Source organism: Microcoleus harperi Pol14_C6 (assembly GCF_036701295.1).
Lineage (GTDB): Bacteria > Cyanobacteriota > Cyanobacteriia > Cyanobacteriales > Microcoleaceae > Microcoleus.
In genome coordinates, this window is the sequence record NZ_JAUBQN010000007.1 from 90,816 (window position 1) to 106,131 (window position 15,316).

The window sequence follows — 15,316 nt, forward strand, 5'->3', positions numbered from 1 at the left end:
AACTTAAAACTTTTAAATGACTGCCAAAACTCCTCCATCCCCAAAACCGACAACCCCAAATACCCCACAACCAGAACCAGCCTTTGGGTGGAATGCCTATGCAGAACAAATCAACGGCCGATTTGCGATGGTGGGATTCGTGGGGCTTTTGCTGCTAGAATTCTTCACCCGCCAGGATTTTTTTACCTGGCTGGGTTTTCGTTAAATTAATCTAAATCAAGAAGGGAAGTTGAAAATTTATCGCTCTTTCAGCTTCCCTTCTACTTTTAAGAGTTATTTAAAATACAGTTTATCAAATTATAAATGCAAAATTATGACTTTTCTAGTTTCAGATAACACATGAAGGTACCAAAGTCGATCGCAGTTACTGGTAGTGCGATCGTTCTAGAATTATAGGGACACGGCAATGCCGTGCCCTGACTCCGAAGTTTCGTTTAAACTAATTCCCAGTTGTTTCGCGGACGGTCAAACTGTACTTGCCTCTACCTTTTGGAGGCGGATCGTAAGCATTGACAATAACCCGGTAGCGACCGTTCGCAGACAAGGTAACAGTAAGCTCTGAATTGGAATTTTGCTGCGTGGCATCATCATTTTCTGCAAGTAGCTCGCCCTGGGAGTTGAAAATAGCGAGATAAGTATCAAACTCGGTACTTTCTACGGTAACAACCACTTTCTGACCCTGAGTGCCTTCAAAGGTATACTCGTCGTACAAACTGCTGTCCGAAGGCAGTACAGAAGACTTAGCAGGGCTGAGTTCTCCGTTTTGCTCTAAAATAACCTTAGATGAACCCGCATCAGGACTCGGCGGAGGTTCTACAGTTGGGCTCTGAGTTGGCGAACTCTGTGGTGATGGCGAGGGGCTGGGGCTTGCTTGCGCTAAAACAGCCTTGTCAGCAGGCTTCGCGTTAGGTAAATTTTGAGGAATTTCTCCTGAAATGAGGGTGGAAATACTGTTAGCAACTCCACCTGAATTTGAAACTGGCAGGGAGAGAGTCGGCTTACCAGAAAAAGTAGCTACCAGAGCAATTGGCGCGATCGCCCAAAATCTAACTTGACGCATGAATTACCTCGATTTGCAACGAAGAAGGAAGTTCGGCAACGGATGAGTGTAACGGATTTAACGGATTGAAGAAGGAAGTTCGGCAACGAGCAATGTACGGGATTTAATGGATGGAAGGAAGTAGGAAGAAAAATAATTCGACCAATTCCCAATTACCAATTCCCAATTACCTATTCCCGATTACCAATTACCAATTACCCATTTTCACCGGACAGTTAGAGTGTAACGACCCCGGCCCGAAGCATCGTAAGCATTGACAATTACGCGGTAGCGACCCGTAGCGGGCAAAGTAACGCTTAGAAACGCATTTTTAGTCGAATCGCTCGCATCGTCATTTTCTGCCACTAATCGGCTATTAGGGCCAAAGATAGCCACATAGGGATCAAAATCTGTGCTTTCGAGGGAAATGGTTACAGACTGACCCGATCGACCTTCAAAAGTATACTCGCGATACAGACTGTTGTCAGACGGCAATACTGGACCGCCTGCGACTAAAGCGCCTTCTTCTTGCAAAATCGCCCGAGAAGGCGCGGTAGGAGCACTCGCTTTTAGTTCTAACGTATAAGCCCCTGACTGCCTAGCTTCATAGGAATTTGCCACTAACGTGTAAGTCCCGTCTGCAGGCAGCCTGACTGTAATTCTGGCGTCTTTACTGCCTGCCCCGTCATCATCTTGCGCGATTTCGCGCTGGTTGGGTCCGAGCAAAATTAAATAAGGGTCAATTTCTTGACTTTTCATTTCTATTGTGATTTGCTGGCCCGCTTTTCCCTCAAAGGAGTAGAGGTCAAAAAAGCTGTTGTCTGCGGGCAGCACGCTAGACTGGTTGGTGAGTTTGCCGCTGAGGGCGGGCCCGTTTAACGCAACTTTTTGAGGTGATTTGTTGCCAAAGGGCGATCGGGTTTGACCCACGCGGGGAGCTCGCCCTTCTCGTACCGCTGTCAGGAAAGCGGGTACTTTGTCTGCTGAAATTGCAAAACCGATACCAATATTACCTCCGCCCCGACCGCGAGTAAAAATAGAAGTATTGACGCCGATTAATTCTCCTGAACTGTTTAGCAGTGGACCTCCTGAATTGCCGGGATTGATGGCGGCGTCGGTTTGAATTAAGCCTCGCTGCTGGTCGATGCGACTGACGATTCCGACTGTAAAAGTACCTTGAAATTGACCGAAGGGATTGCCGATCGCAAATGCTTGTTGCCCGACTTTCACCGAACCGGGACGGGCTAAAGGAATGGTGGGCAAATTATTTTGACCGCGAATCTTAACCACGGCTAAGTCTAGACCTTCTTCACCGAATCCAACGACATCGGCGACAAGTTTTCTGCCGTCTGACAAAATGATATTGACTGTACCGCCTGCGGCAACAACGTGGGCGTTCGTTAACACCATGCCGTCGGGGCTGATAATTGTGCCGCTACCGTTAGATTTATCTGTATCGACGGTAACAACCGCCGGACTAGCCTTTTCGTAGACCCGAATATTGGTTTGTTCTTCGACATTTTGGGCGATCGCACCTTGGGAATGCACCGAGTTAAATTCCGTTAAATCTGTTGATTGCCGCACAGGGGATGTCGTAACAACCGCAGCAGTGCTCGCTGTTACCCCAACCGTTAAAATTCCCGATACTGCTAAACTTAGAAGTTTGAAATTCATGGCTATCGATTATTATTTAGCGATCGGTAGCTAGGAATTAGGTTTTGTGGCTAACCGCTAACTACCTTCTCTAATTATTTTAGGACTTGCACCACGGTAGTGACATTTCTCACGCCGGTTCTCCAATTCGGGAATCTGAATCAGCGGCTAAATACTTAAAATTAGCTTCTCGTACAGCAGCGTCCTCATTGCCGTAGAAAAAAGACAGCAAAGCAAAGCGCTGACCACTAATCACGGCAGTGGCTTCATGCAGCAAAGAACACGAAAAAATAATCGCCGTGCCAGAATCGCCTTTATAACCGTGCGGCGCGTACTCTGGAAACCGTAAAAATCCCCCCGTGTACTCTCCCACATTCAAGTTTAGCGTCATAGCAAACCTACGGTGCATCGTAGCTTTGCTAGTGTTGTCGCGGTGCGGTCGAAAATAACCGCCGCTGTCAGCATCGTAACAACCTATCAAATACCGTTCAAACCTAGTGATTGTAAATTGAAAAGCTTTCTCTACTTCCGGCCGCACCCGGCGTAGAATAATCGCATTCAACTGTTGCTGGAAATCCTCGTCTTGAATAAAGAAATCTCGGCGCTTCTTAAAAGTGTCGTCGTGCAAGCCAACTGTTTTCCCGCCGATTTGCCTCATAAAGCCCGAGGGACTGCCACCATTAGCTTTGTACATATCGATCAAACTGCGGCAAGAAGCTTTGTCCAAAACGTTAGGAATTACCAACACCGGGGCGTGGCGAGTGGCCGCTCGGGCTTCCTCAATGGGGGGTAAAGTTTTGAGAAAATCTAATACTTGTTGGGCGTGTTGGTGCGGTTCGCCCATGGGCAAAATATTAATTACCTGAAGGTTTTCGTTGAGAACAAAAGTTTGTGGTGCATAGTGAACTCCGGCAACTCCATTTTCTTCGACATCTCGGAAAACAGCGTACTGCTGACTGACTTTTTTATCTAAGTCCCAGAAAAAGATGAATGACGGAGCAATTGTTGTTGGTCTGTCTAGTTCTTTGTCTGCTGGGTCAACGCTGACTCCGAACCTCGGTACTTGCAAGCTTCGGAATTCTTCTGAGAGATATTGAAAGCTTTTGAGGATAACTTGGATTTGTTCAAAAGCTGCGCTGGCAAAGAAAAAGAGGACGACTCGCCGCCCGCCAACAGTCGGGAAATGAAATAAGGGGTTATTTGTAGAAGGAATGGAAAACCAGGGAGCCGGATCTCCTATTTCGAGTAATGGCATCTTGCTGATTTAAGATTGGGGATTTTATATTTAGATTATTATGCTGTCGATTAGTTCCACAGATTCGGTATGTCAAAATAATTAAAAAAAAATTAGCTTTTATTTGTGTATATTTGCGTTGGGCTGGGGTTTTACCCTCGCAATTTACACTTTTTTTAATCACTTTAATATCTAAAAATAAGTAGATGGGCATCAATAAACGCAACTTATTTTTTTGCTGGCGGGCACCAGAAAAGTTTAGTTCCACCCATCTACTTAGTGTTTGCCTATTTGTCGAAACTGGGGGAATTATCCGGTTGGTCTTCCGGGTATTCTACAGGTCGATACTCCACGTAGTCTGACGGCGGTGCTTCAACGTCGCGGTTGCTGGGGCGAGACCTGGATGATTCCGTAGGACGGGGTTTTTTGGTTCTCGGCGGCGTATCGGAACTACGGTTTTCCGAAGCTGGGGGGCGACTGCTGCGGCTGCGGGTCGGTCTTTCTTCGGGGGTGTCTGAAACGTCCCAGTTGTCAGACCCTTGAGTGGGCGCGGCTTCTGGGCGAGAGGGACGTTTGCGAGACGACGATCGATCCGGCGAGTCGGGCTTGGACGTGTTAACGCTGCCGTTGCGATTCGAGGGGCGGCGACGGGGTTCGTCATCGTAGGCTTCCCGGGACGAACGGTAGTCTTGGCTGCCTCTAATCCGGGGACGCTGCGGATAGTCTTCTTCGGGTTCTAGCTGCTCCATGTCGGCATCGTAGCCGTCGTAACCGTAGGCGTTGCTGACCGGTCGGTCTTCATCTATATATTGGGCGCGACTTTTGGCTTGGGCTGTGGTCGCTCCTCGCAGTTTAATGCTTTCTGCTGCAAAAAATATGGCCGAACCGGTGAGCAGAAATTGACCGAATGCCAGAATAGGGTCAAGCCGCCATCCTTGAAATAACAGAATGCCGCCGCACAGCAGGCCGACTGCTGCAAAAAAAATATCGTGGTCTCGGGCTAGTTTGGGACGCCACGATCGCAGAAAATACAGTCCTGCCCCTGCTACTGCTAGGATGATCCCTAACAGGCTGCTCCAGTTCAATCCTAAATTGACCATTAGCCTATCTCCTATGTCTTTCCTATGTTAGCGAGTTAGATTTTACATCTATCATTAAGTCTGTCAGCCCGACTGTGCTTTCTGGGGCAGCGTCCGGTCAGGGTTTCAGCTTGGGAAGTGAGTATAATAATGAGTTTAACGGGAAAAAACCTCAGCTTGGCAGTCAACCGAAGGTTTTGCCTTGACAGTTGCTGGCAGCCGAGGTTTCTCGGATCGGGGAAATGCCCGACGTGCAGGCGAAAATTGAGTTTCACGCCGGACTTAAAGACCTGCGGACTTTTTAGGTGCGCTTGATTTTGTCTTTTTGGCTGATGAAGATCAGGGCGATCGTTGCTGGAATCACTACCACTGTCACGCCGACCAGCAGGCTGTACAAAAAGTTCGCGAGAGAAGGAGTCATAGATTCAAAGCCTTTGTTACAACAATTTGATTTTTATTAATTTTATACTTTCGATCGCACCTGTGAAACGGTTAAAATTATGAACGGCTGACTTAACAAAACTTAAAATTTCGAGATAAGACCCATGACTGGTATTACCGTTGCAAGTTGGATTCTGGGCTCTGTCCTAGTCGTGATGACCTTGCTGTTTATTTTTCGGATCGTCCTGACTTGGTATCCCGAGGTGAATCTGAGCAAATTGCCGTTGAGTCTGATTGCTTGGCCTACGGAACCTTTTTTAGCCGTAACTAGAAAGATTGTACCGCCGATCGGCGGGGTGGACATTACGCCGATTATTTGGGTGGGTATCTGTAGCTTGCTGCGAGAAATGATTCTCGGTCAGCAAGGGCTGCTGACGATGATGATGTAATAGTCAGTTGGCGGGCATCGGGCATCGGGCATCGGGCATGGATTAGTCGCCACCCACTGCTAACTGCCAACTGACTACTGACTAATGACTGTTTTGGTTCAAGAACTGTTCGACGAAATTCGTGTAAACTTCGCCGTTGAGAAACTCGGGGGAATCGAGAATTTTTTGGTGGAAGCTGAGGGTGGTAGGAACGCCGGTGATGGCGCACTCCCGCAATGCCCGTTTCATCCTGCGGATGGCTGTCGGTCGATCGCGCCCCCATACAATTACTTTACCGATTAAAGAATCGTAGTAAGCGGGTATTTCGTAATCTGTGTAAACGTGAGAGTCCATCCGCACGCCGGGGCCACCGGGAGGCAAATAACCGCTGATTATGCCGGGGTGGGGCCGGAAATTGCGATCGGGATCTTCGGCGTTGATGCGACACTCGATCGCGTGGCCGTTGAGAATTACTTGGTTTTGTTTGATTTGCAGCTTTTCTCCTTGGGCGATGCGGATTTGTTCGGCTATCAAGTCGAGGCCTGTAATCATCTCGGTGACGGGATGTTCTACTTGGATGCGGGTGTTCATTTCCATGAAGTAGAACTTGCCCGATTTGTCAAGCAGAAATTCGACAGTGCCGGCACCTGTGTAGTTGATGGATTTGGCGGCGGCAATGGCGGCGTGACCCATTTGATCTCGCAGTTTCTGGCTGAGGGCTGGGCTGGGGGCTTCTTCGAGGAGTTTCTGATGTCGGCGCTGAATCGAACAATCTCTCTCGCCGAGGTGGATGACGTTACCGTAGTTGTCGGCGAGGATTTGGATTTCGATATGCCGGGGTTTTTCGATGAATTTTTCCAGGTAAAGTCCGGGGTTGCCGAAGGCTGCATCGGCTTCGCCTTGGGCTGCTGAGAATAGTTTGGGGAGTTCCGAGGGTTCTCTAACTAGCCTCATCCCGCGGCCTCCACCGCCGGCGGTGGCTTTGATCATCACAGGATAGCCGATGTCGCGGGCGATCGACAAAGCTTCGCGATCGTCTGCCAGCAATCCCTCGCTACCGGGAACTGTGGGGACTTTCACCCGCTGCATAGTTTCTTTGGCGGTAGATTTGTCGCCCATCGCCCGCATCGCGGCAGCAGAAGGGCCGATGAAGGTAATTTGATGGTCGGCGCAGATTTCGGCAAATCGGGCATTTTCCGAGAGGAAGCCGTAGCCTGGGTGAATGGCTGCGGCGTTGCGCGTCAGGGCGGCCGCGATGATGTTGGGGATGTTTAAATAGCTTTTGCTGCTGGTGGGGGGGCCGATGCAAACGGCTTCGTCTGCCAACTGGACGTGCAGGGCGTGTTTATCTACGGTGGAGTGAACGGCGACCGTGGCAATCCCCATTTCCTCGCAGGTGCGCAGTATGCGGAGAGCTATTTCTCCCCGATTAGCGATTAAAATTTTCGAGAACCCCATCTTCGCTGCTTAATTCACTCAATATTCTGTACAATAATGCCTTTCGGTATGTTCTGGATAATCGTTTTCCAGAAATTGTTCACAAAAATTTATTTTACATTTGGCTGGTAGTGGTGCTATGATTGTAAATCGGCGGTGCAAAAGGGCAAGTCACAAGTTAAATGTCAGGAACCTCAACCTGTGAATCTTTAACTCGTAACGCAAAAATCCCGGAGATTGCCAGAAAGAGCGGATGTGGCGGAATTGGTATACGCGCACGCTTGAGGTGCGTGTGGCATTATGTCCTTGCGAGTTCGAGTCTCGCCATCCGCATTGAATATATAAAACAACTGTTGACAGTTTTGGCTGTTGGCAGTTGTTTTGTATTGAGTGGTTTTTCTAGAAAGTCGATCGAGTTTTAGATGGGATTCTCGAAAACTCGATCGAACTAAGCATTCTTTAACTGTCGATCGACAATTGTGTTTGAATTAAAAACATAGATACTTATCGTTTGTCAAGTAGAATGGGGTTAGTTAGGTTCCGCATCCGAGAGTTTGCTGACGAAAAAGGATGGACACTAAAGGATGTTGCCGATCGATCGGAGGTTCCGTACAGCACAGTCAGGCACTATGCTAGTTAGGAAGGATTAGCAACGGTTGATATCACATCAATTCAAAAGATAGCTCGCACCCTCAATGTTTTTATTGAAGAGTTGATGGATGTTGTCAAAGAGTAAACAGATTGATCGGTAAGTCGCGAGAATATGACTGCGAAAATGTAATTAACAAAGAAAGCAGAGGGCGATTACACATCCCGAGAGGGGAGTTGATTTTGGGGACTAGGTAAACTTGTCTGCTGAGGTGAGGATTTAGCCTTGAGGTGGCGTTTAGTGAAAAACCAAGCCAACCATCCCAAGCCTCCACCGCCTAAACAACTAAGTACAACGGCAATAATGAAGGGATGCGGGGGTAGCAGAGGATGTTGGGGAGAAGGGAAATCCCAAGGTTTTTCGATTAAGGGGTAGCCGGCTGCTAAGATTCCGGCAAAGCCGACTCCGACACCGATGCCGGTACCGACTGCTTGAATCGTGTTTTGTAAATTGCGCTCTTTTTCTTTTTCTTTTTCCTCATTATCCTGTAAAGTTTGTTGCCGTTGGCGATCGCACTTGGCTTGTTCTATTTCCACCAAACCCCGCAATGTATTGATAAATTCGCCGATCAAGTCTTTACCCGGCTGGATATAACTGAGGTAGGTTTCTATTTGGTCGAGATAGCGCTTGCAGGTATTTTCGCCAAACTCTCGCCAACTGGGAATATCGCCCGGTTGCCAGAATTTTTGTAAGTAAGTTTGATAGTTGAGCTGATTGGTTTTGATTGTGGTATAATGCCCTTGCAGATTTCGCAGTTGCCGTTGATACTGCATTGATAGTTCTGGCATTGATTCCAGAAGTTTTTGCAGTTCTTCTAATGGCTTATTTTGCGTGAATTCTTTAATCTTTGCTTCTATGTCACTATATGCTTTTCTGGCTTTACTGTAACTTTCTTGCGCTTGTTGGTAAACATATTCAATTTTGTGGCGAGTCAAGAGTGAGTTAAATAAATCGTCATAAACAGAGTTTACATCTGGAGATATCCCTTGATTGTCGATCCAAACTAAAATCCGATAGAGTTTTTTGGGTGGATTGGCTTGGCTAATTTCATATTCAAATAAGGGAACTTTGAGCAAGTTACCTTTATCGACTAATCCAAATGTAAAGTTAGTGTTTTTTAGCAGATTTCTCACTAATTCATCAGCTACGCCTTGACATTCTGTATCAGGTATTTCTGTTTCTCCGTAAAGCCAGATGGTTTCACCGAGAGTGTTTTCCGAACATTCTAAGAAAAGGCTGCTAGGTTCAAATAAATCGATTTCTGCTGCTGCGACATCTCGGTCATCATCGGCGGGAGATAAAGTTAGATCGAAAGCGTAGGTATCGTGCCATAGAAAGGGTTGCAGATTCCCGCTAATCGCTAATTGATTTTGGTGAATCGCAGTAAGTGCGATCGGCAGTTGTTCTTTGGTTAGCCATTGATTGATTAAATTTAAGCTTTTTGTCTGATGTTTGAAAGCCTGGGATTCTTCATCAAATTCGTAGCAAACTAATTTAGATTTTAAATGTTTGAGTTCAGTGAAAGGCAGTTTTTCACTTACTTTAATCAGATTTTTCCAAATAAAATCGGCTGTAGGTGAAACTCGATTTGGAGGTTCAGCTAAAGTCTGATTGAGATGGAAATAACAAACACTGATACTAAAATTTTTCATGGAGAAGACGGCGTATCTTGATTTGCTTCAGGAGGTTTTTCCGCAGCTATCGTCAGATTTTCTAGGGTTTCTTTCAAACTTTGACTTTGCTGTCCCGGTTTAGTGGGTGATTGCCCTTTATTGGGTAATTTAACTTCCTCTGATTTCATCACGTTAGCCTTGTATTCAAACTTAATTGCTGGCTTATCTTGCAGCCAATTTTCAATAAGTTCGACATTTTTGTCATCATTGTCTGTTAATTCAGCTTTGAGAGCAGCTAGGGCATATCTCAAGTTAAAATATAAATCTGATTGAATTAATTGCTGGAAAATTTCTATTTTGTTGCTGCTATTAGTCATGTTTTGATCTCCTTTGCCAGCCGCACAGAAGCCGGCCCAATGAAAGGGGTTTTGATAGATTTTAGCACAGACTCCTTGAGTTGCTTTGTCCTTTTCCAGGAGGCATTGTAAGGTTCCTCGCCAGTCAGTGTCTAGGAGGTGACATTGGTTTGTCCAGTCGAGGAACCCTTGGATGTCGGTGTTTCGCATCCAGATTTGGGCTTGGCTTAATGCTAGGGCGAATTTACCGGGTTGGTGGTAGAGGTTTTCGTAGGTTTTGATCAGTAAAATTGCTGTCGAAAGGGGGTGTACTGACCACAGGCTGACGTATAAACTGGGACTTCCAGCTAGTAGGAAACCGCTGGTGAGGCTGATGTATTCGTCGGTGTTGTCGAGTTGGACTTGTCCGGTTTCGCAGGCGGAAAGGGTGACGAGGCTGCATTCACTGAGGTTGAAATAGCGGATGATTTCTTCTAGGGTGAGAGTACCATCATATAGCTGTAAACCAGATTTTAGCGGTGCGTTGGGGTCGAAGAAACCGTGACAGGAAAAGAACAGATGATGGCTGTCGGCGACTTTTTCGGCTATTTCTAATTTTGACTCTGATTTTTCGCCTTTTTTGGCATCTTGTTTAGCAAAAATTTCTGGGCTGGGGAAAATGTTTTTGATGCTTTGTACTTCCATCTCCGCAGCCGTTAAGTCATTTGTGGGGTTTTGAATGGCGAATAACTTATCGAAGTTACGGCGTTTGTATTTTTGGACGTGGTGCAATAGCTGACAACTGGGGGCGTAGGAAACTCCATTATCGAAGCAGTCAACGAGACAGGGATTCAGGGGGCACTTTTGGTTGTTTGGGTGAAAGCGCTGCCAATTTTCCCTACTCACCGGAAGGGCGTGGAGAGGGAACAGGTGCAAGTAGCGGTGGGGAATCAGGATTAGTTTATCGCAGGTTGCGGGGATGTTTTTAACTATTTCATTAATGTGGAGAATTTGGGCTAGGTTTGCTAGTTTGGTTTCTAGGCTATTTTGCCATTCTTGACGGTTAATGTAATAATTTTCTAAATATTCAATTCCCCAATCAATTAGTTTTTCTAAATCTTGCGGTGATGATTGCCAAAATCCGATCCCCCCTGCCCCCGTTAATAAGGGGGGTTCTGAATTTCGATCGGGTTCGCTGTGAGATAACTGTGTAACTTCTAATTGATTCTCTCCCATTTTCAAGGGGGATTCCCATCTCTCTTCCTCCCCCCTTATTAAGGGGGGCTGGGCGGGATCGTTCGCGATGATGAAAGCACAAAAACTCTGGCGCAAAATGTACCATTCTACAAGGGCTGTTTTTTCATCGGCTAACTTCTGAATTTCACCAAATTTGAGAGGTGTATAGGGATATTTTGCAGCTAAATCTTGGCGCAGTTGGTTGATGAAGTCATAATTTTTTTCTTCAGATTGTTTTAACCGTTGATTTTCTTCGGCAATTCTCAGTCTTAACTGTTGCAACTCTTGGCGCACTTGGGGGGGGATTTCTCCTTTGGGATACAAATCTTTCACTGACAGCAACTCGATTAAGTTTTGCCCCTTGGAACGTTCGGCATATTCCACAGCTTCGGTGTAGCGTTGCAGTTCGATGCAAACTTCTACCATGCCCAGATATATTTGGTTGTATTCTTCGGCTAATTTCTGTTTGCTTTCATCCCCAGATTGAATCTCGCCCCGTAAAAAGTCTACTGTTTCAATCGCTGAGACATATTTATCATAAGCGAGTTGCCATTGCTGGTTACTTTGGTAAAGATTACCTAAATTAGATAAAATATCTGTATGTTCTTGTGGGAAAGCCTCGCGAGTTCTAATAGTTAAAGCATTGTGGAAACACTTTTTCGCCAGTTCGATATTCTCTGCTTTCTCTCCCCTGATTCTGTCACAGTAGGCAGAAGCCAGATTATTTTGCGTCTGGGCCCAATATTCGGGAAAAGCTTCGCGGGTGTGGAGGGACTATGCAGCAGTGTAAGATGCGATCGCCAGTTCGATATTCTCTGCTTTCTCTCCCCTAATTCTGTCACTGTAGGCTGCTGCCAGATTATGTTGGGTCTGGGCCCAATTTTCGGGAAAGGCATCGCGGGTGTAGACGGTTAATGCAGCAGTGCAAGATGCGATCGCCAGTTCGATATTCTGAGCTTTCTCTCCCCTGATTCTGTTACGGTAGGCTTCTCCCAGATTATTTTGCGTCGCTGCCCAATTTTCGGGAAAGGCATCGCGGGTGTAGACGGTTAATGCAGCAGTGTAAAATGCGATCGCCAGTTCGATATTCTGAGCTGTCTCTCCCCTGATTCTGTAAGTGTAGGCTGCTGCCAAATTATTTTGCGTCCTTGCCCAATATTCGGGAAAGGCATCGCGGGTGTAGACGGTTAATGCAGCAGTGCAAGATGCGATCGCCAGTTCGATATTCTGTGCTTTCTCTCCCCTGATTCTGTAAGTGTAGGCTGCTGCCAGATTATTTTGCGTCAGAGCCCAATTTTCGGGAAAGGCATCGCGGGTGTAGACGGTTAATGCAGCAGTGTAAGATGCGATCGCCATTTCGATATTCTCTGCTTTCTCTCCCCTAATTCTGTCACTGTAGGCAATTCCCAGATTATTTTGCGTCTGGGCCCAATCTTGGGGAAAGGCATCGCGGGTGCGAACGGACAATGCAGCAGTGTAAGATGCGAGCGCAACTTCGATATTCTCTGCTTTCTCTCCCCTAATTCTTTCACAGTAGGCAGAAGCCAGATTATTTTGCGTCCTTGCCCAATATTCGGGAAAAGCTTCCCGGGTGTAGACGGTTAATGCAGCAGTGTAAGATGCGATCGCACTTTCGATATTCTCTGCTTTATCTCCCCTGATTCTGCCCCTGTAGGCAGAAGCCAGATTATTTTGCGTCCTTGCCCAATCTTGGGGAAAGGCATCGCGGGTGTAGACGGTTAATGCAGCAGTGTAAGATGCGATCGCCAGTTCGATATTCTGTGCTTTCTCTCCCCTGATTCTGTAAGTGTAGGCTGCTGCCAGATTATTTTGCGTCAGAGCCCATTTTTCGGGAAAGGCTTCGCGGGTGCGGACGGACAATGCAGCAGTGTAAGATGCGATCGCCCGTTCGATATTCTGAGCTTTCTCTCCCCTGATTCTGTTACTGTAGGCATTTGCCAGATTATTTTGCGTCCTTGCCCAATTTTCGCTTCCCGGTTCCGAATTCTTTAAAAGTATTTGATAACCAGTAATTGCAATTTCAAGATTATTCGCTCTTTTCCCCAGCGGAAAGTCACTGATATGAATACTCAAGTTTCCCATGTCGCCGAGAATAGATTCAATTGCTTCGGGATGTTCGGCAATAAAATTCGGGACCACTAGCTGTAAAATCTCGGCAAAACGGTCATTGAGGAGATGTTGCCTCCCGGCCAGCATGGGGTAAATTATTTTAATATCGCCCTTGCTATCTTTTTCTGCTTGCAATAAGTCTCCGATAAACTTTGCATACTCTTGGGGATTTTTACCTTCAGAGTTATCGCTATCTCCCTCATCATTCATCCCCAAGAATTGCCCTAGCTGACTGGCCAATTTCCGTAAAAAATTCGCGTCATTTTCCTGTCCTTCCTCTGCCAGGTTTTCTGCTACTACCTTGCAAACTTGCAGAAACCCCGAATCTACCAATTCTAAGTTATCCTGTAAAATCTGCGGTTCCTCACCGTTGGGGCAATTCAGGAGTGTCTCAATCAATTGCTGATAAGCTTGGGCGCGGGTTTCTTCCATTGTGGGGAGTTGTCAGTAACACCGATGTTTATTTTACCATGATTCGATGAGTGGCCAGAAACCGGGTTTTTTCGAGAATATTTGGTTACAGGCGAAGAGATGGGAAAAAACCCGGTTTCTAAAGATTGTGAACCGCAGATGTCGGCGGATATACGCTGATGGACGCAGATGAATTTAGTCGATAGGGGCGGGTTTATGAGTTTGTTAGTTTTCGGCAATTATTGCGAGTAAAAACCGCCCCTACAGGAGAAATGGTAAAAAACCGGGTTTCTTCTAATTTTGCGCTAATTCTGGCGGCCGGCCCATTAAACCGGTCATCAAGCGCAAGGCTAAAAACCTCACAGGGGGAATTGTCCGCAAACACCACAATCCAAAGCGGCGAAATGCTACAATTGGCAGCCAAGTATTAGAAAATAATCTGTCTAGAAAATCAGTAAATCCTAACACGATTAAATTCTCTTTTTTGCGCCAGTTGTGATACCGTTTCAATACTCGCAAGTCGCCGATGTCTTCGCCTTTTTGGTGCGCTTGCTGCAAGATTTGGGCGATCGCCCCAGCGTCTCGAATGCCCATATTCAATCCCTGGCCGCCGACGGGATGGCAGCAGTGGGCGGCATCGCCAATTAGTGCTAATCTGGGCAAAACGTAGCGATCGCTCTGCATTAACTGCACCGGAAACAAAAAGCGATCGCTCTCCAATTCCAAACGCCCCAAAAGCCCGCCCGTGCGCTGTTCCAACAAAGTCAAAAACTCTGTTTCATCCATTTGTTGCAAAGCTTTTGCTTCCGCGTGGGGTGCTGTCCAAACTACTTGACAGCGGTTCCCAGGTAATGGTAAAACTCCCATCGGGCCGCTCGGCCAAAAGCGCTCAAAAGCGATATCGTTGTGCGGTTTTTCTGCTTTAATAGTGATGGCAACGCAGGATTGCCAGTATTTCCAGCCGCGAGTGCTGATGTTGGCTTCGGTGCGGATGCGCGATCGCGAACCGTCGGCGGCGACTAATAATTTGCTGCGAATTGTCCGAGTTTCGCCGTGTTGTTTGACTTCTATTTCGGCGCAATGAGTTAAATATTTTACCTCGACTACTTCCGCCGGACAAACCCAACTAAAATTCGGGTTTTTTGCCAAACATTCCTGCAAAGCTGACAGCATTACTCGGTGCTCGCCAACGTAACCTAAAGCTGCTTTTGGTACGGGCAATTTGCCAGTATTTCCCAAATCCGGGCGGTGGAATTCGACGACGCCCGGATAGTCGCCGTCGCAGAGGCTAATTTGCTCGAAGGTGGTGATTTGCGGCAAGATTTGTTGCCACACGCCGATACCTTCTAAGATCATTCCTGATAGCAGGGTGATTGCATAGGCTTGTTTTTTGGCTGCGGCGGCTGCGGGGAGTTGGGTTTCAATTATTGCTATTTTTAAGCCGGAATCTTTTAAGGCGCTGGCTAAGGTGGCCCCGACTATGCCACCTCCGACGATGGCTATGTCAAAGTCGAGTGTCTGTGTTTGGAGGGGGGCCGCTGTTGAAGAAAGTTGGTTTACAGGCATTTTCAAGGGATTTTGTCAAAGTTAATTGGATTGTTACTTTGTTATTGTAAAGAATTATTTCGATTTAGGGCGATCGAGCGATGGAGACGGGAGATGGGAGACGGGGAGACGTTGAGAAATTTATG

At 46.8% G+C, this 15,316-nt stretch carries 12 protein-coding genes and 1 tRNA gene; 3 read left to right on the forward strand and 10 right to left on the reverse strand.

The window, feature by feature from the left end; all coding sequences use genetic code 11:
- Window positions 1-16: 16 nt before the first annotated feature.
- Entirely contained in the window at window positions 17-205 is a 189-nt protein-coding gene (locus QUA27_RS07805; protein ID WP_333067317.1) for a CAB/ELIP/HLIP family chlorophyll-binding protein, read from the forward strand.
- A gap of 234 nt (window positions 206-439) precedes the next feature.
- Here QUA27_RS07805 and QUA27_RS07810 read toward each other — a convergent pair whose 3' ends face one another.
- The 5 genes from QUA27_RS07810 to psbX all read right to left on the reverse strand — a co-directional run bounded on the left by QUA27_RS07810 (window position 440) and on the right by psbX (window position 5,426).
- A complete protein-coding gene (locus QUA27_RS07810; protein WP_333067318.1) occupies window positions 440-1,060 on the reverse strand; it encodes a pre-peptidase C-terminal domain-containing protein in 621 nt (206 codons plus the stop codon).
- A 204-nt stretch (window positions 1,061-1,264) separates the two neighbouring features.
- Entirely contained in the window at window positions 1,265-2,713 is a 1,449-nt protein-coding gene (locus tag QUA27_RS07815) for a trypsin-like peptidase domain-containing protein (RefSeq protein WP_333067319.1), read from the reverse strand.
- A gap of 109 nt (window positions 2,714-2,822) precedes the next feature.
- Window positions 2,823-3,947, reverse strand: a complete 1,125-nt coding sequence (locus QUA27_RS07820) for a redoxin domain-containing protein (protein ID WP_333067320.1) — start codon at window positions 3,945-3,947, stop codon at window positions 2,823-2,825.
- 266 nt (window positions 3,948-4,213) lie between these two features.
- On the reverse strand, window positions 4,214-5,026 hold the full coding sequence (locus QUA27_RS07825; protein ID WP_333067321.1) for a Ycf66 family protein: 813 nt from the start codon (window positions 5,024-5,026) through the stop codon (window positions 4,214-4,216).
- 280 nt (window positions 5,027-5,306) lie between these two features.
- On the reverse strand, window positions 5,307-5,426 hold the full coding sequence (gene psbX, locus QUA27_RS07830) for a photosystem II reaction center protein PsbX (RefSeq protein ID WP_333041933.1): 120 nt from the start codon (window positions 5,424-5,426) through the stop codon (window positions 5,307-5,309).
- A gap of 124 nt (window positions 5,427-5,550) precedes the next feature.
- On the opposite strand from psbX, the gene QUA27_RS07835 reads away from it, so the two are divergent.
- Complete coding sequence (locus QUA27_RS07835) at window positions 5,551-5,835, forward strand: YggT family protein (protein WP_006634856.1); 285 nt, start codon at window positions 5,551-5,553, stop codon at window positions 5,833-5,835.
- 81 nt (window positions 5,836-5,916) lie between these two features.
- Here the strand turns inward: QUA27_RS07835 and accC are convergent, their stop codons facing one another.
- Window positions 5,917-7,272 carry an acetyl-CoA carboxylase biotin carboxylase subunit gene (gene accC / locus QUA27_RS07840; protein WP_333067322.1) on the reverse strand — a complete coding sequence of 452 codons (1,356 nt, stop codon included), beginning with the start codon at window positions 7,270-7,272 and terminating at the stop codon, window positions 5,917-5,919.
- A 228-nt stretch (window positions 7,273-7,500) separates the two neighbouring features.
- On the opposite strand from accC, the gene QUA27_RS07845 reads away from it, so the two are divergent.
- Window positions 7,501-7,584 (forward strand) — tRNA-Leu (locus QUA27_RS07845).
- 471 nt (window positions 7,585-8,055) lie between these two features.
- Here the strand turns inward: QUA27_RS07845 and QUA27_RS07855 are convergent.
- The 4 genes from QUA27_RS07855 to QUA27_RS07870 form a co-directional block, all read right to left on the reverse strand.
- Window positions 8,056-9,552, reverse strand: a complete 1,497-nt coding sequence (locus QUA27_RS07855; RefSeq protein ID WP_333067324.1) for a hypothetical protein — start codon at window positions 9,550-9,552, stop codon at window positions 8,056-8,058.
- Window positions 9,549-11,510 carry a CHAT domain-containing protein gene (locus QUA27_RS07860; protein WP_333067325.1) on the reverse strand — a complete coding sequence of 654 codons (1,962 nt, stop codon included), beginning with the start codon at window positions 11,508-11,510 and terminating at the stop codon, window positions 9,549-9,551. Before QUA27_RS07860 ends, QUA27_RS07855 begins: the two co-directional genes overlap by 4 nt.
- A gap of 348 nt (window positions 11,511-11,858) precedes the next feature.
- Window positions 11,859-13,646 carry a tetratricopeptide repeat protein gene (locus tag QUA27_RS07865; RefSeq protein ID WP_333067326.1) on the reverse strand — a complete coding sequence of 596 codons (1,788 nt, stop codon included), beginning with the start codon at window positions 13,644-13,646 and terminating at the stop codon, window positions 11,859-11,861.
- Window positions 13,647-13,919: 273 nt separating this feature from the next.
- Complete coding sequence (locus QUA27_RS07870; RefSeq protein ID WP_333067414.1) at window positions 13,920-15,191, reverse strand: FAD-dependent hydroxylase; 1,272 nt, start codon at window positions 15,189-15,191, stop codon at window positions 13,920-13,922.
- Window positions 15,192-15,316 lie beyond the last annotated feature (125 nt).

Coding starts and splice junctions, on each gene's coding strand:
- QUA27_RS07805 (WP_333067317.1), top strand. CDS start 17: ATGACTGCCAAAACTCCTCCATCCCCAAAACCGACAACCCCAAATACC.
- QUA27_RS07810 (WP_333067318.1), bottom strand. CDS start 1,060: ATGCGTCAAGTTAGATTTTGGGCGATCGCGCCAATTGCTCTGGTAGCT.
- QUA27_RS07815 (WP_333067319.1), bottom strand. CDS start 2,713: ATGAATTTCAAACTTCTAAGTTTAGCAGTATCGGGAATTTTAACGGTT.
- QUA27_RS07820 (WP_333067320.1), bottom strand. CDS start 3,947: ATGCCATTACTCGAAATAGGAGATCCGGCTCCCTGGTTTTCCATTCCT.
- QUA27_RS07825 (WP_333067321.1), bottom strand. CDS start 5,026: ATGGTCAATTTAGGATTGAACTGGAGCAGCCTGTTAGGGATCATCCTA.
- psbX (WP_333041933.1), bottom strand. CDS start 5,426: ATGACTCCTTCTCTCGCGAACTTTTTGTACAGCCTGCTGGTCGGCGTG.
- QUA27_RS07835 (WP_006634856.1), top strand. CDS start 5,551: ATGACTGGTATTACCGTTGCAAGTTGGATTCTGGGCTCTGTCCTAGTC.
- accC (WP_333067322.1), bottom strand. CDS start 7,272: ATGGGGTTCTCGAAAATTTTAATCGCTAATCGGGGAGAAATAGCTCTC.
- QUA27_RS07855 (WP_333067324.1), bottom strand. CDS start 9,552: ATGAAAAATTTTAGTATCAGTGTTTGTTATTTCCATCTCAATCAGACT.
- QUA27_RS07860 (WP_333067325.1), bottom strand. CDS start 11,510: ATGGTAGAAGTTTGCATCGAACTGCAACGCTACACCGAAGCTGTGGAA.
- QUA27_RS07865 (WP_333067326.1), bottom strand. CDS start 13,646: ATGGAAGAAACCCGCGCCCAAGCTTATCAGCAATTGATTGAGACACTC.
- QUA27_RS07870 (WP_333067414.1), bottom strand. CDS start 15,191: ATGCCTGTAAACCAACTTTCTTCAACAGCGGCCCCCCTCCAAACACAG.